The organism is Bifidobacterium saguinibicoloris, assembly GCF_019331725.1.
GTDB lineage: Bacteria > Actinomycetota > Actinomycetes > Actinomycetales > Bifidobacteriaceae > Bifidobacterium > Bifidobacterium saguinibicoloris.
This window is the reverse complement of record NZ_JAHBBF010000006.1, coordinates 13,203-31,508: the sequence shown is the minus strand read 5'-3', so window position 1 is coordinate 31,508 and position 18,306 is coordinate 13,203. Positions and strand designations below refer to the sequence as shown.

14 protein-coding genes and 1 pseudogene are annotated in these 18,306 nt (G+C 65.7%); 9 read left to right on the top strand and 6 right to left on the bottom strand.

Going from position 1 to position 18,306, the window contains the following annotated elements; translation table 11 throughout:
• Positions 1-52: 52 nt before the first annotated feature.
• The 5 genes from tpiA to KIH78_RS05360 all read left to right on the top strand — a co-directional run bounded on the left by tpiA (position 53) and on the right by KIH78_RS05360 (position 4,962).
• Positions 53-847, top strand: coding sequence for a triose-phosphate isomerase (gene tpiA / locus KIH78_RS05380; protein ID WP_214312431.1), 795 nt, complete (start codon positions 53-55; stop codon positions 845-847).
• 81 nt (positions 848-928) lie between these two features.
• The gene (secG, locus tag KIH78_RS05375) at positions 929-1,177 is read left to right on the top strand and encodes a preprotein translocase subunit SecG (RefSeq protein ID WP_214312429.1); all 249 of its coding nucleotides are present in this window, start codon (positions 929-931) and stop codon (positions 1,175-1,177) included.
• 140 nt (positions 1,178-1,317) lie between these two features.
• Positions 1,318-2,268: an L-lactate dehydrogenase gene (locus tag KIH78_RS05370; protein WP_219131567.1), complete on the top strand. Its 951-nt coding sequence runs from the start codon at positions 1,318-1,320 to the stop codon at positions 2,266-2,268.
• Between the two features lie 117 nt (positions 2,269-2,385).
• Positions 2,386-3,222 (top strand): HAD family hydrolase, encoded by an 837-nt coding sequence (locus tag KIH78_RS05365; protein WP_219131566.1) that lies wholly within the window; start codon positions 2,386-2,388, stop codon positions 3,220-3,222.
• Between the two features lie 135 nt (positions 3,223-3,357).
• A complete protein-coding gene (locus tag KIH78_RS05360; RefSeq protein WP_236034437.1) occupies positions 3,358-4,962 on the top strand; it encodes an aminotransferase class I/II-fold pyridoxal phosphate-dependent enzyme in 1,605 nt (534 codons plus the stop codon).
• Between the two features lie 6 nt (positions 4,963-4,968).
• Here the strand turns inward: KIH78_RS05360 and KIH78_RS05355 are convergent, their stop codons facing one another.
• Entirely contained in the window at positions 4,969-6,423 is a 1,455-nt protein-coding gene (locus tag KIH78_RS05355) for an MATE family efflux transporter (protein ID WP_219131631.1), read from the bottom strand.
• A gap of 325 nt (positions 6,424-6,748) precedes the next feature.
• Between KIH78_RS05355 and KIH78_RS05350 the strand changes: the two genes are divergently transcribed.
• Positions 6,749-7,534: a carboxymuconolactone decarboxylase family protein gene (locus KIH78_RS05350; protein WP_219131565.1), complete on the top strand. Its 786-nt coding sequence runs from the start codon at positions 6,749-6,751 to the stop codon at positions 7,532-7,534.
• 61 nt (positions 7,535-7,595) lie between these two features.
• Here KIH78_RS05350 and brnQ read toward each other — a convergent pair whose 3' ends face one another.
• The 3 genes from brnQ to tkt form a co-directional block, all read right to left on the bottom strand.
• On the bottom strand, positions 7,596-8,954 hold the full coding sequence (gene brnQ / locus KIH78_RS05345) for a branched-chain amino acid transport system II carrier protein (RefSeq protein ID WP_236034435.1): 1,359 nt from the start codon (positions 8,952-8,954) through the stop codon (positions 7,596-7,598).
• A gap of 155 nt (positions 8,955-9,109) precedes the next feature.
• Entirely contained in the window at positions 9,110-10,213 is a 1,104-nt protein-coding gene (gene tal / locus KIH78_RS05340; protein WP_214312415.1) for a transaldolase, read from the bottom strand.
• A gap of 138 nt (positions 10,214-10,351) precedes the next feature.
• The gene (gene tkt / locus KIH78_RS05335; RefSeq protein WP_219131564.1) at positions 10,352-12,460 is read right to left on the bottom strand and encodes a transketolase; all 2,109 of its coding nucleotides are present in this window, start codon (positions 12,458-12,460) and stop codon (positions 10,352-10,354) included.
• Positions 12,461-12,871: 411 nt separating this feature from the next.
• On the opposite strand from tkt, the pseudogene hrcA reads away from it, so the two are divergent.
• A pseudogene (gene hrcA, locus KIH78_RS05330) lies at positions 12,872-14,011 on the top strand (heat-inducible transcriptional repressor HrcA); the annotation flags it as partial.
• 198 nt (positions 14,012-14,209) lie between these two features.
• Positions 14,210-15,367: a molecular chaperone DnaJ gene (dnaJ, locus tag KIH78_RS05325; RefSeq protein ID WP_219131562.1), complete on the top strand. Its 1,158-nt coding sequence runs from the start codon at positions 14,210-14,212 to the stop codon at positions 15,365-15,367.
• Positions 15,368-15,444: 77 nt separating this feature from the next.
• Here the strand turns inward: dnaJ and KIH78_RS05320 are convergent, their stop codons facing one another.
• Positions 15,445-15,981 (bottom strand): GNAT family N-acetyltransferase, encoded by a 537-nt coding sequence (locus KIH78_RS05320; protein WP_214312407.1) that lies wholly within the window; start codon positions 15,979-15,981, stop codon positions 15,445-15,447.
• 360 nt (positions 15,982-16,341) lie between these two features.
• Positions 16,342-17,262 carry an undecaprenyl-diphosphate phosphatase gene (locus tag KIH78_RS05315; RefSeq protein WP_214312405.1) on the bottom strand — a complete coding sequence of 307 codons (921 nt, stop codon included), beginning with the start codon at positions 17,260-17,262 and terminating at the stop codon, positions 16,342-16,344.
• Between the two features lie 220 nt (positions 17,263-17,482).
• Between KIH78_RS05315 and KIH78_RS05310 the strand changes: the two genes are divergently transcribed.
• On the top strand, positions 17,483-18,274 hold the full coding sequence (locus KIH78_RS05310) for a fructosamine kinase family protein (RefSeq protein ID WP_214312403.1): 792 nt from the start codon (positions 17,483-17,485) through the stop codon (positions 18,272-18,274).
• Positions 18,275-18,306 lie beyond the last annotated feature (32 nt).

Sequence of the window (18,306 nt, the reverse complement as noted above, 5' to 3'; positions counted from 1 at the left end):
TTCCGATCCGTTCCGCGGCCCAGGCGGCCGTCCGCACAAGCAAAGGAATCCCATGGCGTCCGAACGCATCCCGCTGGTTGCCGGCAACTGGAAGATGAACTTCGATCATCTGGAGGCCACGTATTTCGTGCAGAAGCTCGCGTGGCTGCTGCGTGACGCCCGTTTCGACTACCGTGCCGTCGAGGTGGCGCTGTTCCCCGCGTTCACCGCGCTGCGCAGCGTGCAGGTGCTCGTCGAATCCGACAGACTGGGCATCCGCTACGGGGCGCAGTCCGTGTCCGTCACCAACCAGGGGGCGTTCACGGGCGACATCTCCGCGGACATGATCGCCCGGCTCGGCTGCTCATACGTCATCATCGGCCATTCCGAACGGCGTAAATACCATCCGGAGGACGACGCGAACATCGTCGACCAGGTGCGCGCCGTGCTCGCCGCGGGCATGCGGCCCATCCTGTGCGTGGGTGAGAGCTATGAGGAGCGTCGCCAGGGCATCGAACTGGATTTCGCCGTCGGACAGGTGCATGACGTCACGCGGGACCTCAACGAGGACGAGGCGTCCCGGCTGCTCATCGCCTACGAACCGGTGTGGGCCATCGGCACCGGCATGGTGGCCACCCCCGAATCCGCCCAGGACGCGGCCCAGGCCATCCGGTCCGATCTGAGGACGACGTTCGGCGGCGATGTCGCCGAAACCGTGCGCATCCTGTACGGAGGGTCCGTCACGTCACGCAACGCCGTCGAACTCATCGGCGAGCCGGACGTCGACGGCTTCCTCATCGGCGGCGCCGCCCTCGACGTGGACGAACTGGCCCGCATCTGCCGGCTCACCGAGAAAAGCGTCCGATAAATCACCGGACGATTCGTCCGTTTTCACCACGTTGCGCTATGCTTGAGCGCAGCAATAGAACAACTCGGAGGTAATCCACCCGTGACCGCTGTGAAAATCGCCTTGGAAATCGTAGTCGTCGTGCTGAGCGCGCTGCTGACGCTGCTCATCCTCATGCACAAGGGCAAGGGCGGCGGTCTGTCCGACATGTTCGGCGGCGGACTCACCCAGAACGCGGGCACCTCCGGCGTCGCCGAGAAGAACCTGAACCGTTGGACCGTCATCATCGCGCTGCTGTGGGTCGCCATCATAATCGCCCTCGGCCTGATGACCAAGTTCAACCTCGTCTGAGATGATAGGGCGCCGTGCCCGGCGCCAATGACGACATCCATGAAAGGGACCCATGACCGTTTCGGCCATGGGTCGCATTCGTTTGCAGGGGATCGCCACGGGCATCCCACGACTGCCGGAATCGCAAGGAGAAGCACAATATGGTCACCATGAACCGCAACAAGGTCGTCATCGTCGGCACCGGCCAGGTGGGCGCCACCGCGGCATTCGCCATCGTCACGCACGGCCTGTGCAACGAGCTCGTGCTCATCGACCACTTCGCCGTCAAGGCGACGGGGGAGAGCCATGACCTCGATGACGGCAGCGAGTTCCAGGACCGCCACGTCAAGGTGCGCACCGGCGAATACGCCGACTGCAAGGACGCGGACATCGTCGTCATCACCGTCGGCCGCAAGCCGCCGGCCAACTCCACGCGTCTGGCCGAACTCGGCTTCACCGTCGGCCTCGTCGGCGACGTCGTCGACCATGTCATGGCCTCCGGCTTCAACGGCGTGATCGTCATGGTGTCCAACCCGGTGGACGTCATGGCCTGGTATGCGTGGAAGCGCTCCGGTCTGCCGCGCACGCAGGTCCTCGGCACCGGCACCGCCCTCGACACCTCCCGCCTGAAGACCATCATCGGCGAGGAGACCGGCCTCGACCCGCGTAACGTGGGCGGCTTCGTCATGGGCGAGCACGGCGACTCCCAGTTCACCGCATGGTCCACCGTCTCCCTCGGCGGCAAGCCGTTCGCGCGTTTCCTCGCCGACAACCAGGACCGTTTCGCCTCCGTCTCCACCGCCGAGATCGAGGAGAAGACCCGCATGCGCGGCAACGAGATCGTCGCGGCCAAGGGCGGCACCAACTTCGGCATCGCCTCCACCGTGGCCGGCATCGTGCAGACGATTCTGTGGGACGAACGTCGCATCGTGCCCGTCTCCACACTGCTCGACGGCGAATACGGCGAGCACGACGTCTTCCTCGGCGTCCCCACCGAGCTGCGCGCCAACGGTGCCAACGAAATCGTCGAACTCGACCTGACCGACGAGGAGCACGCCAAGCTCCACCACTCCGCCGAGCTCGTCCGCTCCTACTGCGAGGGCCTGCTCTGACGGTCCCCGGACCATACGTGGCCGCCACATCGGAACCGACGCGGGCGGCGGCCACATCCATGTCATGACGCAGGTCCGGCGGACCTGCGCATCGCACACCGCAACAAGGAAGCCAACATGACCGCACCCTCCCGCCTCATCGTCGCCGACCTCGACGGCACGCTCCTGCACGGCGCCCCCACATTCGAGGGCCGATACATCACCGAGCGTTCCGTGCATGCGGTCGAACGTCTCCACGACGCCGGATACCGGTTCGCGATCGCCACGGCGCGTCCGGTGAGCACCGGATACGTCTACGCGGAGAAACTGCCGGTGGACGCCTACATCTACCTCAACGGCGCGCTGATCGACTTCGCGCCGGCGCGGTCCGACTACGGTATGCTCACCTCCGGCGTGATGCCGACCGACGGGCACCTCATGAAGATCGGCTTCCCGTCGTCGCGCGCATGCGAGGTGTGCCGGATGTTCCTCGACGAGATTCCGGGGCTCAAAGTCGGCATCGTCATGGACGACGTGCGCTACACGAACTTCGACGTGAGCGTCTACTGGAAGACCCAGACCTGGCGGCTCACCGACTTCACCGACGTGCCCAAGGGCGTGGCCGACAAGCTCATCGTCTTCCCCGAGCCGGGGGAGCAGTGGGAACGCCTCGAGAGACTCGTCCCTCCGGACTTCGACGTGGCGATCTCCGAGGGAGTGATGTGGATGCTCATGAACCCGCTCGCCAACAAGCGCCACGCCCTTGAAACCCTGTGCGACCATATGGGTGTGCCGATCGAGAAGACCGTGAGCTTCGGCGACGACCTCATCGACATCGACATGATGACCGCCTCCGGGCGCGGCGTGGCCGTCGCCAACGCCAATCCGAAGGTCCTTGCGATCGCCGACGAGGTCTGCCCCGCCAACGATGAGGACGGCGTCGCCCAATGGATCGAGACGCACCTGCTCGGCTGAAGTTCAATTCACGGTGCGAGACATACGGCATGGCGAAATTGAACTTTGTCTTGAACCCGGACTAGCTTTTGAACCAATGTTCAACGTCGACGCGGCGGCGTCGGCGCGAAATTGAACTTTGGTTTGGAGGAAGCCATGACCACTACGGTGTTCGCCGATCGCCTGCGCAACGCGATGATCGACAGGGGAATGAAGCAGATCGATCTCGTCCACGCGGCCGAACGCCGGGGCGTCAAGATGGGCAAGAGCCATATCAGCCAGTACGTGGCCGGCAAGACCATGCCTCGCGAGGACGTGCTCGACTTCCTCGCCGGCGAGCTCAGGGTGGATGCCGGCTGGCTCCGCGGCGACGTCAGGGGAGAATCCGTCGGCAACCCGGACACGTTCTCCTCCGCCGCATATCCGGACTCGGAGGACACCGCCGAGAACGACCCGATCGTCGAACCGTCCCCGGAACCCACCCACGCCGAACGTCCATCGGGCGCGGCGGCGACCCCGTCCACCGACGGCGTCGCGCCCCGGCGTCGCGCATTCGGCAAGTCCCATAAGCTCGACAATGTCCTCTACGACGTGCGTGGCCCGGTCGTCGACGAGGCGGCCCGCATGGAGGCCGACGGCACCCACATCCTCAAGCTCAACATCGGCAACCCCGCGCCGTTCGGCTTCCGCACGCCGGACGAGGTCGTCTACGACATGGCCCACCAGCTGACCGAGACCGAAGGCTACTCGCCGTCCAAGGGCCTGTTCTCCGCGCGCAAGGCCATCATGCAGTACGCTCAGCTCAAGAACCTGCCCAACGTCACCATCGACGACATCTACACCGGCAACGGCGTGAGCGAGCTCATCAACCTGTGCATGTCCGCGCTGCTCGACGACGGCGACGAGGTGCTCATCCCGAGCCCTGACTACCCGCTGTGGACCGCCTGCGTGAACCTCGCCGGCGGCACCGCCGTCCACTATGTGTGCGACGAACAGTCCGAATGGTATCCGGACCTCGACGACATCCGTTCCAAGATCACCGACCGCACGGTCGCCATCGTGCTCATCAACCCGAACAACCCGACCGGCGCGCTCTACCCGAAGGAGGTGCTGCAGGAGATCGTCGACATCGCGCGCGAACACCAGCTCATGATCTTCTCCGACGAGATCTACGACCGTCTCGTCATGGACGGGCTCACGCACACGTCCATCGCCTCGCTTGCCCCCGACCTGTTCTGCGTGACGTTCTCCGGCCTGTCCAAGTCGCACATGATCGCCGGCTACCGCGTCGGCTGGATGGTGCTGTCCGGCAACAAGCGGATCGCCCGAGACTACATCGAGGGCATCAACATGCTCGCGAACATGCGCATCTGCTCGAACGTGCCCGCCCAGTCAATCGTGCAGACCGCGCTTGGAGGCCATCAGAGCGTCAACGACTACGTGGTGCCCGGCGGCCGCCTGTACGAGCAGCGCGAGTACATCTACGACGCGATCAACGCCATTCCAGGCCTGTCCGCCGTCAAACCGAAGGCCGCGTTCTACATCTTCCCGAAGATCGACGTCAAGCGGTTCAACATCCACGACGACGAGCAGTTCGCGCTCGACCTGCTGCACGACGAGCGCATCCTCATCACGCGCGGCGGAGGCTTCAACTGGGGCAAGCCCGACCACTTCCGCATCGTCTACCTGCCGCGCATCGAGGTGCTGAAGGATGCCACCGCCAAGATCGGCGACTTCTTCTCCTACTATTGGCAGAACTGAGTCGATCTAGCGGTCGCGCCGACGGGTGCGCAGCTCCGGCAGCATCACCCGGAGCAGCATGACCGCCAGCACTGCGGTGATGAGGTCGGCGAGTGCCTGCGCCGCGATCACGCCGGCGTATCCCGCCACGCGTGAGCCGACGAACAGCGTCAACGCGAGGACCACTCCCTGGCGTCCGATCGACAGCAGGAACGCGCCCAGCGCCTTGCCTGTCGACTGGAATGTGCAGGTCGTGACCATGACGACCGCCACGCACACGAGGCTCAGCAGCTGCACGCGAAGCATCCCGGCGCCCAGGGTGATGATCTTCCCGCCGGCGATGAAGAACCGCATGAGCAGGCGGTCGCACAGGCTCAGGACCACGGTCATGACCAGCGCGAACGAGCACAGGAACGTGTACGCGAAGCGCATCACCCCTGCCAGTCTCGTCATGTTCCGCGCCCCGTAGTTGTAGCCGATGAGTGGCTGCGCGCCGAATGCGAATCCGACGAACACGAGCACCGCGATCATCACCACCTTGAGCGCGATGCCCATCGCCGCCACGGCGTCGGTGCCGTAGGGCAGCAGGAACAGGTTCACCATCACCATGCCGACGCTCTGCGTGAGGTTCGTGATCGCCGAGGGGATGCCGATGACGAGGATGTCGCGGATCTCGCGGCTCGTGATGTCGAGACGGCCGGCGCGCGTCGTGCGGGCCGCTGCGGTGTTGTCCGCGGCATCGACTGAGACGTCGACGGTCCCGTCGCCGTCGTCCTTGTCGGACGTGCCGCTACTGCGGAACATGAGCCGCGGGTCGATGGACAGGTTTGGGCTGCGCTTCAGCAGGAACCACACGAAATACGCGTCCGTCAGGATGTTCGCGATGACCGTGGCGCCCGCGGAACCGGCCGCGCCCCAGCCGAACACGTGGATGAACAGCGGATTGAGGGCCACGTTGATCACGGTGCCGGCGACCGAGCCGATCATCGACTGCACCGCGTGCCCTTCGGTCCGGAGCATGTTCGTCGGCGTCATCGACACGATGATGAACGGCGAGCCGATGATGATCAGCGTGTAGAACTCGCTCGCCGATTCCCATGTGTCCGCGGTCGCGCCGAGCAGCGCGAGCATCGGATCGCGGAAGACCAGTCCCAATACCACGATGAGGATGCCGGTCGCGATCGCCGCGTAGAAGCAGAACACGCTCAGGCGTCGTCCGTCGGCGAACCGGTGCCGGCCGAACAGGCGGGAGATGACCGAGCTGCCGCCAAGGCCGAAGATGTCTCCCAGCGCGATCATCACCGTGAACACCGGGGCCGTGAGCGAGACGCCGGCCACCATGGCCGTGTCGCCGGTATGCGCGATGAAGTACGTGTCCACCATGTTGTACACGAGCGTGACCAGCATGCTCAGCACCACCGGCATCGCGAGCGCGAAATACGCTTTCGGGATCGGCGCCCGTTCGAACAGTTCGCTGTCCATCGTCTTCTCCTGCCTCCTCATGCCGTCCGCCGCATCCGTGACGTGGGCATTGTATCCGTGACAGTGCGGACAACGACACGCCAGGATGAGGATGTCCATTGGCCGTATCCGCCGCACTCCGCCGCTCCTCGCCGCGCCCGCCACGTGCCGTCGCCATGCCTGACGGGCATGAACCGCGCGTCGCCTCCGGTATTTGCCTGGACGGGCCATGCCTCATACGCTGGGAGCGTCGGGGTCATCGGAACCGGCGGAATCATCGAAACCATCGAAACAACCCGAAGGCGGCGGCCGTCGCGGCGCGGCCGCCGGGAAGGAAGGACACGTCATGTTCGGCAGGAAGAAGGGCGGCCTGTTCGCCGACGACAAACCCACGCTCGGCCAGTGCGATCCGGAGTTCATCGAACTGTTCACGAACTTCGCCTACGATGAGGTCATCAACGAGCCCGGGGCGAACCACCCCGACCTTGATGACGCCACCCGTTCGATGGCCATCCTCGCCACGCTCCTCGGATGTCAGGGCACGGACGCGTTCGGGACGATGCTGCCGATCGCGCTCGATGGGGGAGTGACGCCGGTACAGGTCAAGGAGATCGTCTACCAGGCCGTCGCCTACCTTGGGTTCGGTCGCGTCATGCCGTTCCTGACCATCGTCAACGAAACGCTCGTCGCTCGCGGAGTCGACCTTCCGCTTGAAGGCCAGTCCACCACCACACCGGAGACGCGCGCCGAAGCCGGCGAGCGTTCACAGATCGAGATCTTCGGCGAGGGCATGCGCGGTTTCGCACAGTCCGGCCCCGAGGAGACCCGCCACATCAACAAGTGGCTCGCCGACAACTGCTTCGGCGACTACTACACGCGCGGCGGGCTCGACACGCGTCACCGCGAGATGATCACCCTCTGCTTCCTCGCCGCGCAGGGCGGCTGCGAGCCGCAGCTCGTCGCGCATGCGAAGGCCAACATCGCCGTCGGCAACGAGAAGCGCTTCCTCATCGCCGTCGTCTCCCAGACGATGTCCTACATCGGCTATCCGCGCACGCTCAACGCCTTGCGCTGCATCGACGAGGCCGCCGACGCAGCGCAAGGGACGGCGGACAAGGCGAGGACGGAGTGACGTCGGAACCGTCGGCGGCCGATGACGGTCCCGACGGCATGGAGGCGGTCCGTCGTCGACGTCACCGCCTGCGCACGAGGGAATCGACGACGCCGACCATCACGCCCAGAACGGCCGGCGTCACCCAGCCGAGCCGATCGCCCTGCAACGGCAGCATCGCCAGCACGGCATCCAGCCACGGGAGCGCGCCCTCGAATCCGAACACGGCGAGCAGTGACGAGATGCAGCCGCCGAACGCGACGATGCCGACCAGCAGCACGGTCCAGAAGTACACGCGCGAGAACTTCGAACCGAGCACCCGGTGCGTGAGCGCGAGCAGCACCAGCACGATCGCCATCGGATACAAGGCGGACAGCACCGGCACCGACACCTTGATGATGAGGCTCAGCCCCGCGTTCGACACCACGAAGCTGAACACGGTGAACAGCACCTGCCATGCGCGGTAGCTCACCGCATGTCCGCCGATGACGGGGAACCGCTTATGGAAGTAGGTCGCACAGGTGCAGATCAGGCCGGTACACACGTTGAGGCAGGCGATGACGAATACGACGCCCAGGAACGCGGTGCCGGCCGTGCCGAAGATCGACGAGGTGAGGTTGGTGAGCACCGTGGCGCCTGTGTCCGTGGACGGGTCGATCGCCGTGATCGCCCCGGAGACGACGCCCACGTAGCTCAGCGCGCCGTAGATGAGGATCAGCAGCACCCCGGTGCCGAGACCTGCGTACGCAGTCTCGGTCTGCACCTGACGCTCGTCGTCGACCTGTTGCGCGCGGATGTTCGCCGAGATCACGATGCCGAAATACAGTGCGGCCAACAGGTCCATCGTCTGGTAGCCGTCGAGGAAGCCGCGCGCCAGCTGGCCGGTCGTATAGTCGCCCGAGGGTGTGGCCGCCGTGCCGACACCGTGGACGAGACAGGCGGCGAACAGCACGGCGATGAGGATGAGCAGCAGCGGGCCCATGAAACGGCCCAATACCTTGGAGAGTTTCTCCGGGTGCTGGGCGAACAGGAACGATAGGGCGAAGAACGTCAGCGAATAGACGAGCTGGACGATCCAACGAGGGGCCGATTGCGGGTCGTCGGGGATGAAGGGCGCGACCATCATCTCGAACGAGGTGGTCGCCGTACGTGGAATCGCGAAGCACGGCCCGATGGTGAGGATGATCGCCAATCCGAGCCACAGGGAGAACCTGGGGGAGACGCGTCCGGCGAGTCCGTCGAAGCCGCCGGAGAACGTGACCGCGAGCACGCCGAGAATCGGCAGACCGACCGCGGAGACGATGAACCCGATGGCGGCGGGCATGGCCGCCGAGCCCGCCTGTGCGCCGACGAACGGCGGGAAGATCAGGTTCCCCGCGCCGAAGAACATCGAAAAGAACGTGAACGTCATCACCAGACGTTGGCGTGCGGTCAGTGTCATGAGCGTGTCCTCTCTCTTCCGTGGCGGTCCGTTCTTCCGCTGTGCGGCATCACCCACCATAAACGGGGAGGCTCCCGACCTTGCGGTCGGAAGCCTCCCCGTTTCAGCTATGCAGCCGTTATATGGACGCTCGTTGAACGTCCGTGGCGATCATCTCAGCCGTTGACGCGGTCGATGCCGGCCTGCACGTCGGCCAGGACCGAATCCCAGGACTTGATGAAGGCGGCGACGCCGTCGGCCTCGAGCTTGTCGGTGACGTCCTTGAGGTTGATGCCCAGCTCGGCCAGCTTGTTGATGATGGCGTGGGACTCCTCGTAGGTGCCCTCGATGGACGGGGCGCCGTTGCCGTGGTCGGCAAGGGCGTTCAGGGTCTTCTCAGGCATGGTGTTGACGATGTGCTTCGCGACGAGCTCATCGACGTACTTGCAGTCGGAGTAGGCCGGGTTCTTGGTGCCGGTGGAGGCCCACAGCGGACGCTGGACCTTGGCGCCCTTGGCGGCCAGCTCGGCCCAACGCGGATCGTTGGCGAACTTGTTCTCGAACAGCTCGTAGGCGAGACGGGCGTTGGCGACGGCGGCCTTGCCCTCGAGGGCCTTGGCCTCATCGGAGCCGTTGGCTTCCAGCAGCTTGTCGACCGCGGTGTCCACGCGGGAGACGAAGAAGGAGGCGACGGAGCCGATGTGCTTCAGGTCGTGGCCGTTGGCGGCGGCCTGGGCGATGCCCTCGATGTAGGCGTCGATGACCTGCTCGTAGCGCTCGAGCGAGAAGATCAGGGTGACGTTGACGGAGATGCCCTTGGCCAGGGTGGCGGTGATGGCCGGCAGGCCCTCGAGGGTCGCCGGGATCTTGATCATCGCGTTCGGACGGTTGACCTTCTCCCACAGCTCGACGGCCTGCTTCTCGGTGGCCTCGGTCTCGTGGGCCAGACGCGGGTCGACCTCGATGGACACGCGGCCGTCGACGAAGTCGGTCTTCTCAGCGATCTCACGGAAGATGTCGGTGGCGTTGCGCACGTCGGTGGTGGTGAGCTCGCGCACGGCGGTCTCGACGTCGACCTTGCCCAGCTCCTTGAGCTGCGCGTCGTACGGGCCGACCTGGCTCAGGGCCTTCTGGAAGATGGACGGGTTGGTGGTGACGCCGACCACGTTCTTGTTGGCGATGAGGTCCTGCAGGGAGCCGGACTCGATGCGGGAGCGGGACAGGTCGTCCAGCCAGATGGAGACGCCGTTGTCGGACGTACGCTGAGTTGCTTCAGTCATTGATTTTCTCCTTGATTCCTTAGTGGATCAAAACTTGGATGATGGCGTGCGGCGGCACGTCACAGCGGCCGCCGCACGCCGGGGGACGGGCTCCTCGTCTCATGCGCTGCCGCATGCCGCGTGGAACCCGTCGGCGAATCACTTGGCGGCTTCGACCTCGGCGATGGACGCCTTGGCGGCCTCGACCACGTGCTCGGCGGTGATGCCCAGATCGATCATGTTCTGAGCGCCGTTGCCCTGCAGGCCGAACTGCTCGATGGAGACGGGCTTGCCGTAGGAGCCGAGGTACTTGTACCACGGCATCGCCACGCCGGCCTCGACGGAGACGCGGGCCTTGACGGCGGCCGGAAGCACGGCCTCCTTGTACTCGGCGTCCTGCTCCTCGAACCACTCCATGGACGGCACGGAGACGACGCGGGCCTTGACGCCCTCGCCGGCCAGGGTCTTGGCGGCGGAGACGGCCCACTGGACCTCGGAGCCGGAGGCCATGATGATGACGTCCGGGGTGCCCTCGGTGTCGACCAGGACGTAGGCGCCCTTGCGGACACCGTCCTTGGCCTTGGCGGCGGTCTCGGCGAGCGTCGGAACGCCCTGACGGGTCAGCACCATGGCGCCCGGCAGCGTGTTCTTCTTCTCGAAGAAGTAGCGGTAGGCCTCGGCGGTCTCGAAGGCGTCGGCCGGGCGGATGACCTCGAGCTGCGGGATGGCACGGAAGGAGGCCAGGTGCTCGATCGGCTGGTGGGTCGGACCATCCTCGCCGACGGCGACGGAGTCGTGCGTCCACACGTATAGGTTCGGGATCTCCATGAGGGCGGCCAGACGGACGGCGGAGCGCTCATAGTCGGAGAACATGAAGAAGGTGCCGCCGAACGGACGGGTGTGGGAGCCCAGCAGGATGCCGTTGGTGATGCAGCCCATGGTGAACTCGCGCACGCCGAAGTGCAGCTGGCGACCGAACTCGTTGCAGTTCGGCCACTGGACGGTGGCGCACTCGGCCGGGGCGAAGGTGGCGGCGCCCTTGAGATCGGTCTTGTTGGAGCCGCCGAGGTCGGCGGAGCCGCCCCACAGTTCCGGCATGACGGCCGCGATGGCGTTGAGGACGGAGCCCGAGGCGCCACGGGTGGCGACGCCCTTGCCGACCTCGAAGGTGGCCTCGAGGTCGTCGATGGCCTTGTCGAAGCCTTCCGGCAGCTCGCCGGCCTTCAGACGGTCGTACAGGGCGGCCTTGTCCGGGTTGGCCTTGCGCCAGGCCTCGAACTTCTCGTCCCATTCCTTGTGGGCCTCGAGGCCGCGCTCGGCGACCTTGCGGGCGTGGGCGAGGGCCTCCTCGTCGACGTGGAAGGACTCCTCCGGGTCGTAGCCGAGGAGCTTCTTGAGGCCGGCGACGGCCTCGGCGCCCAGCTTGGAGCCGTGGGAGGACGGATCGTTGGTCTTGCCCGGGGTCGGCCAGGCGATGAGGGAGTGGACCTTGATGAGCTTCGGCTGGTCCGGGGCGGCGGCCTCGGCCTTGGCGATGACGTCGGCCAGGCCCTCGATGTCCTCCTTGTAGGAGCCGTCGGGCTGGATGAAGCTGAACTCGTCGGTGTACCAGCCGTAGGCCTGGAAGCGCTTGAGCACGTCCTCGGCCAGCACCAGGTTGGTGTCGCCCTCGATCTGGATGCGGTTGGCGTCGAAGATCACGGTCAGGTTGCCGAGCTTCTGGTTGGCGGCCAGCGAGGCGGCCTCGCCGGAGATGCCCTCCTCGATGTCGCCCTCGCCGCAGATGGCCCAGATCTTGTGGTAGAACGGGGACTCTTCCTTCGGGGTGTTCGGATCGAGCAGACCGCGCTGGAAACGCTCGCCGTACGCGAAGCCGATGGCGGAGGCGAAGCCCTGGCCCAGCGGGCCGGTGGTCATCTCGATGCCCGGGGTCAGGCCGTACTCCGGGTGGCCCGGGGTGCGGGTGTCGGCGCCGCCGCGGAAGTGCTTGAGGTCGTCCAAGGTGACGCCGTAGCCGGAGAAGTACAGCTGGACGTACTGGGTGAGGGATGCGTGACCGCCCGAAAGGATGAAGCGATCGCGGCCTTCCCAGTTGGGATCGTTCGGATCATGCTTGATGAAGTGCTGGTACAGGGTGTAGGCGACGGGCGCCAGGGAGATGGGGGAACCGGGGTGGCCGGAACCGGCCTTCTCAACCGCGTCGGCCGACAGGACCTTCGCCATCTTGATGGCGCGTTCGTCCAGTTCGGTCTCCTTGAATTCGGTCATGGATTACTTTCCTTCCAATTGGTCGGGCCGCGTATCCGGCTTGTGCCGAGCGCAAGACGCCCTCACATTGCGTTACCCATGCTACCGTCCTTTCGCGACGTAGCGGTGTGATTTTTGGCGTGTTTTGGTAAGTTCTGTTCTGTTAGCGTTCACAATGCGGTGCGGTTCGCCGCCGACGAACGGATTAGCACTCGGCATGCCGGAGTGCTAATACAATATTCGTGTATGAGAGCGGCCTGTCGGGGCGGTTCCGAGGCCGACGGGCGGAGTTCCGGTCGGCCGGGAGGGACGATTCCGTGGCCGCGCGGCGTCGGGGAAGGACGTGCGTCGGCACGCCGTCGACCACGACGCGAACTGTTGGTGAACATCGTCCGATGCCTACGTACCGGACGGCATGGCAAGGAGGTGCGCATGCGGCAATCGAGACGCATGCTGGTGTTGCGCGCCGTCGTCGAGGACTACATACGTTCGCAGGAGCCGGTGGGGTCGACGTCGCTCACCAGGCAGCATGACCTGGGCGTCAGTTCGGCCACCGTGCGCAACGACATGGCCGCGCTCGAGGATGACGGATACCTCATCCAGCCGCATACCTCGGCCGGTCGCGTACCCACCGAGAAAGGGTATCGGTACTTCGTGGACCGTCTCGCCACGGCCATGCCCCTGTCGGCGGCGCAGCGCCGCGGCATCGACGGTTTCCTGTCCGGATCCGCGAACCTGCAGGACACGCTGCAGCGGGCGGCGAGACTCCTCGCCCAGATCACCGGGCAGGTCGCCGTCGTCGCGTCGCCGTCCCTCGCCAAATCGACGTTGCGGCACGTCGAGCTCGTCCCCGTCTCGATGACGGTGGTCCTCGCCGTCGTCATCACCGACACCGGACGGGTGGCGCAACGCACCCTCCCCGTCCCGTCCATGCCGTCCGGCGAGGCGATCGGACGCGTGTGCGACGCGGTCAACGCCGGATGCGCGGACGCTCCGCTGTCCGTCGCGGCCCGTCGGACCAGGGGCATGGCGTCCGACGCCTCCTTCAGGAGCGAACGCGCGTTGGTGGAGGAGCTCGCCGATGCGTTCGAGGACATGGCGGACGGCGAACAAACCAGCGAGCTGTACATGTCCGGGGCGTCCAGCCTGGCCCATCAGCGGACGCTGTCCGATCTCGGGCCGTTGTTCGATGCGCTCGAGGAGCAGGTGGTGCTCATGAAGCTCATGAGCGCGTTGAGCGAGGAGTCGACGCGCGGCGACGGCGTCGGCGTCGCCATCGGGTCCGAAACACACACGCCGGGACTGCTGCATGCATCGGTCGTATCCAGCGGATACGGGCACGCGGAATCCGAACCGTCCGAAGAGGACGGCGACGGGACGGCGCGTCTCCTTGACCAAGGCGACGCATCCGATGACGGACGGGACGCGGCATCCGTCGCGCCCATCCACGATGCGGCCGGTCGGCCGGTCGCCTTCGTCGGATCCATCGGCCCGACCCACATGGACTACGCCGCGACCATCGCCGCCGTCCGGGCGGTCGCACGTTACCTGACGGACTTCCTGGCCGACGGCGAACCCTCGCCGGAGGACGGGGCGGACGCATCGCCGGCAGCCGACGGGACGTCGGACGGGCATGCGGAGGCGACCCTCGGGGCGTCCGGATCCGCATCCGCGCGGAATCCCTCCGGTCCCGATCGCCGGGAGCCCTGACCTCGCCTTATGGCACAATAACCCGCTAGCAACCAACTGAAATAAAGGACCGAACGAACCGTGGCAGACTACTACGAGGTGCTGGGCGTCGAACGCACCGCGAGCGAAGAGGAAATCAAGAAGGCCTATCGCAAGATGAGCCGCAAATACCATCCCGACATCGCCGGACCCGAGTTCGAGGACAAGTTCAAGGAGGTCAACAACGCCTACGAGGTGCTGAGCGATCCTGACAAGCGGCGCATGTACGATTCCGGCGTCGACCCCAACGATCCGAACGCCGGTGCGGGCTTCGGCCAGGGCGGCTTCGGCATGGGCGACATGGGCGACGTGTTCAGCACGTTCTTCGGCGGCGCGTTCGGCGGCGGATCGCAGGGCCCCACGCCGCGCACGCAGCCCGGCCGCGACGCGCTGGCCAGCATGAGCATCGACCTCAGGACCGCCGTGTTCGGCGGCACCGAACAGGTGCGCGTCACCACCTTCGGACTGTGCCCCGACTGCTCCGGATCTGGGTCGGCGGACGGCTCGAGGCCCACGCCGTGCCCTGACTGCCACGGCAGCGGCTTCCGTCAGAAGGTGGTGCGCACCATGCTCGGGCAGATGATGACCTCCGCGCCGTGCGAGCGCTGCGAGGGACATGGCGACGTCATCGGCAAGCCGTGCCCCTCCTGCATGGGGCATGGCCGCGTCCGCGTCACCCGCAACGTAGGCGTGAAGGTGCCCGCGGGCATCCGTGACGACTCCCGCATCCGTTTGGCCAACCAGGGAGAGGTCGGCGAGGGAGGCGGCCCGGCGGGCGACCTGTACGTCGACATCCGCATCAAGTCCGACAAGCGCTTCACCCGTGACGGCGACGACCTCCACTGCTGGGTGCGCGTGCCGATGAGCTGGGCCGTGCTCGGCCATGACCTGGAGATCGACACGTTCGACGGCAAGCGCACCGTAAGCGTGCCGGCGGGGTGCCAGCCCGAGGACACCGTCACCCTCAAGGGGCTCGGTGTGGCCAAGCTGCGCGACCCCGAACAGCGCGGGGACCTCGTCGCGCACATCGCCGTGGAGATTCCCACCAGGCTCAACGATGAGGAGCGGGACCTCATCACCCGCTTCTCCGAATCGCACGACGGCGACGCCTCCCATGTGGCGCAGAGCTCGCGCCCTGCCTCTGGCGCCGCCGGCGGCAGGAAAGGCTTCTTCAGCAAGCTGAAGGACGCGTTGAGCTGAGCGATGATCGGAAGATGCGGATGGGCCGCCTTCCCGCGAATGCGGGAAGGCGGCCCATCCGCATCTATGGCATCGGGTCATAGACGGATGTCGCGACCGAGATAGTCGATGATGTCCTGTTCGGTCACCGGTCGGTCGGCGTAGATCCGCCGCGGCGCGTCATCCTGTGCGGCGGCGTCGAAGTCGTTGCGCACGTCTACGAATCCCAGCCGGTCGGCGATGAGATGGGCGGTGTGGTTGCGTGACAGCGTGTTCATGAAGACCGGGGCGTCGCCGTCGAAGTGTCGTGCCGCCTTCAGCGCCCATTCGGCGATGTAGGTGGCGTATCCGTGATGCCATTGTCCGGGCATGATCCAGAAGCGCAGGTTCCATGCCCGGCCGACGCGGCGGATGCCGCCGGCGCCGACGAACATGCCGGACGGGGTGCGTGCGATCCAGTATCCGATGTGGTCCCGCTCCCAATCCTCGATCCATGCGTCGAGACGACGCCTGGTCCGGACGATGTCGGTGTCGGGCAGTCCCGGGAGATTCCACCATGTTCGCGGGTCGGCGTACATGGCATCGAGGTCCTCGAGGTCCTCCGACGTCGGTGTCTTCAGATTCGGTGGGAACACGCGTCGTCTACCGTCGGCGTACCTATCGGGGTTGCCTCCATGTTCGGGGGTGGTGGATTGTTGCTGTGGCCTCTGATTCTTCGTATGAAAGTTGCTCATACCCCCGTGATAAAACTATGCCCCCATATTATGGTGAGGTTGTCACTATGTGGTCATTTTTGGCCATTTTTGGTGTGATTCTCGTTTTCCGGCCGTTCCGAGGCATGGTCCGTCGGTTGTTTCGGGTGCTATCCCGTCCTTCCGTCCCGTCCTCCTATTCCGTCCGGAAACAGGGAAGGGACGTCGCCTCCGATCGGGATGGATCGGAGGCGACGCCCCTTCAGACCAGGTTTCGGTTCCGCCCGCTCGGGAACGGGGCCGTCAGCCGGCCACCGACGGATCGATCGCGGGCAGCACGCCGGTGATCAGCAGCAGCGCTACGACGACGGCCAGCGCGATGCGGTAGATGGCGAACGCCTTGTAGGAGAACGTGCTCACGAACTTCAGGAAGCCGATGATCACGATGTAGCCGATGAAGAACGCGACGACGGTGGCAGCGATCGTCGGGCCCCAGCCGGGCCAGACATCGGCGCCGCCGATGGCCGCGCACGCCTTCACGTCGCCGCCGTCGCACGCGCTGACGTCCTTGATGGCGGACACCGATTCGAGAATCCCGGCGCCGAACACGGCGGGAATCGCCATGAGGAAGCTCACGCGCACGGCATCCTCGCGCGTGTAGCCCATCGCACGGCCGAACGTGATGGTGCCGCCGGAGCGGGAGACGCCCGGAATCAGGGCGAGCATCTGACCGACGCCGAACAGGAGCGCATCCTTGACGGTCATCTGCTTCATGGTCTTGACCTGCTTGGAGCGGGCGTCGAAGATCCACAGCAGCACGCCGAACACGGCGAGCACGGTGACCGTGATCCACAGGTTGCGCAGCGTCGTCTCGATCATGTCCTTGAACAGCAGTCCCGCCACGAGGATCGGCAGCGTGCCGATGATGATGAACCATCCCATCTGCGTGTCCGGGTTCTTCGCGCCGAGACGGGACCTGATGTCGGTCCCTTCCTTGCCGAACAGGGAGCCGAACCATGCGCCCAGGATGCGGATGATGTCGCGGCGGTAGAACAGGATCACCGCCAGTTCCGTGCCCAGCTGGATGATGGCGGTGAACGCGGCGCCCGGATCGGAGCCGATCATCAGATCGCCGATGATCCGGATATGCGCGCTGGACGACACCGGCAGATACTCGGTCAACGCCTGGACGAAGCCGAGGAATATAGCCTGAAAGAAATTCATAACCCTTCCAACCTCAGTGGATATACATGTATCGGGTGCGACGATTTCATCGATTGCCCTGCCCACTGTACTCAATGGGGCCTAAGACCACGCTTGCGCCGGGCGTCGCCGGCGGATGTCTTGCACAATGCACACAATGAGGCCATCGGTGGGGCCGCCGTGCCGATGCCGATTCCGATGCTGGGCGGATCGCCGCGGCAATGCGTTGAAGGAGCGTTTCATGGACAAGTACCGCAAGAGCAGGGCGTTCGCGCCGAAGGGTTTCTTCGAATGCGAGGGGAGGGGGCTGCAGTGGCTCGGCGAGGCCATGGCGCAGGGCGGTCCCCGCGTGGTGCAGGTGATCGGATGGGGAGATGGATACCTCGACATCGAGAAGGTGCATTCCGCCATGCCGACGGTCAAGGCGGCGCATGACTTCGGCGCCGCGCTCGCCCGCATGCATGATGCCGGCGCCCCGCATTTCGGTTCCGCGCCCGCAGGCTACGACGGCACCTGCTACTTCGGGCCGCTGCAGGATCCGGTGCCGATGGACACCGGCGCGTGGGACGATCCCGCCACCTATTTCGCCGAAGGCCGTCTGCTGCCGATGGTCGAACTCGGCATGCGTCGCGGCGAACTCGACAAGCACGACATGGAACTCACACAGCGCGTCGTCGACGCCCTGCCCGACCTGCTCGGCCGCGCCGCGGACGACAAGCCGGCGCGCGTGCACGGCGACCTCTGGAGCGGCAACGTGATGTGGACCGCCGACCGCGGCTTCAGCGAGGCGGTGCTCATCGACCCCGCGGCGCATGGCGGCCACCGCGAGGAGGACCTTGCGATGCTTGGCCTGTTCGGTATGACCTATCTGCGCGACATCCTCGACGGATACCAGTCCGTCCATCCGCTGAAGGCCGGATGGGAGGAGCGCATGACGCTGTGGCGGCTCTATCCGATCGCGGGGCACTGCGTCTTCTTCGGCGGCGGCTACGTCAGCGAATACCGGTCCATGTGCCGTTCGCTGCTGGGATGAGGCACGCCGCCGGGATGGCGGTCGCGGCGGGC

Coding starts and splice junctions, on each gene's coding strand:
- tpiA (WP_214312431.1), top strand. CDS start 53: ATGGCGTCCGAACGCATCCCGCTGGTTGCCGGCAACTGGAAGATGAAC.
- brnQ (WP_236034435.1), bottom strand. CDS start 8,954: ATGACACTGACCGCACGCCAACGTCTGGTGATGACGTTCACGTTCTTT.
- tkt (WP_219131564.1), bottom strand. CDS start 12,460: ATGACCGAATTCAAGGAGACCGAACTGGACGAACGCGCCATCAAGATG.
- KIH78_RS05355 (WP_219131631.1), bottom strand. CDS start 6,423: ATGGACAGCGAACTGTTCGAACGGGCGCCGATCCCGAAAGCGTATTTC.
- KIH78_RS05310 (WP_214312403.1), top strand. CDS start 17,483: ATGGACAAGTACCGCAAGAGCAGGGCGTTCGCGCCGAAGGGTTTCTTC.
- KIH78_RS05365 (WP_219131566.1), top strand. CDS start 2,386: ATGACCGCACCCTCCCGCCTCATCGTCGCCGACCTCGACGGCACGCTC.
- KIH78_RS05350 (WP_219131565.1), top strand. CDS start 6,749: ATGTTCGGCAGGAAGAAGGGCGGCCTGTTCGCCGACGACAAACCCACG.
- KIH78_RS05360 (WP_236034437.1), top strand. CDS start 3,358: ATGACCACTACGGTGTTCGCCGATCGCCTGCGCAACGCGATGATCGAC.
- tal (WP_214312415.1), bottom strand. CDS start 10,213: ATGACTGAAGCAACTCAGCGTACGTCCGACAACGGCGTCTCCATCTGG.
- KIH78_RS05370 (WP_219131567.1), top strand. CDS start 1,318: ATGGTCACCATGAACCGCAACAAGGTCGTCATCGTCGGCACCGGCCAG.
- KIH78_RS05315 (WP_214312405.1), bottom strand. CDS start 17,262: ATGAATTTCTTTCAGGCTATATTCCTCGGCTTCGTCCAGGCGTTGACC.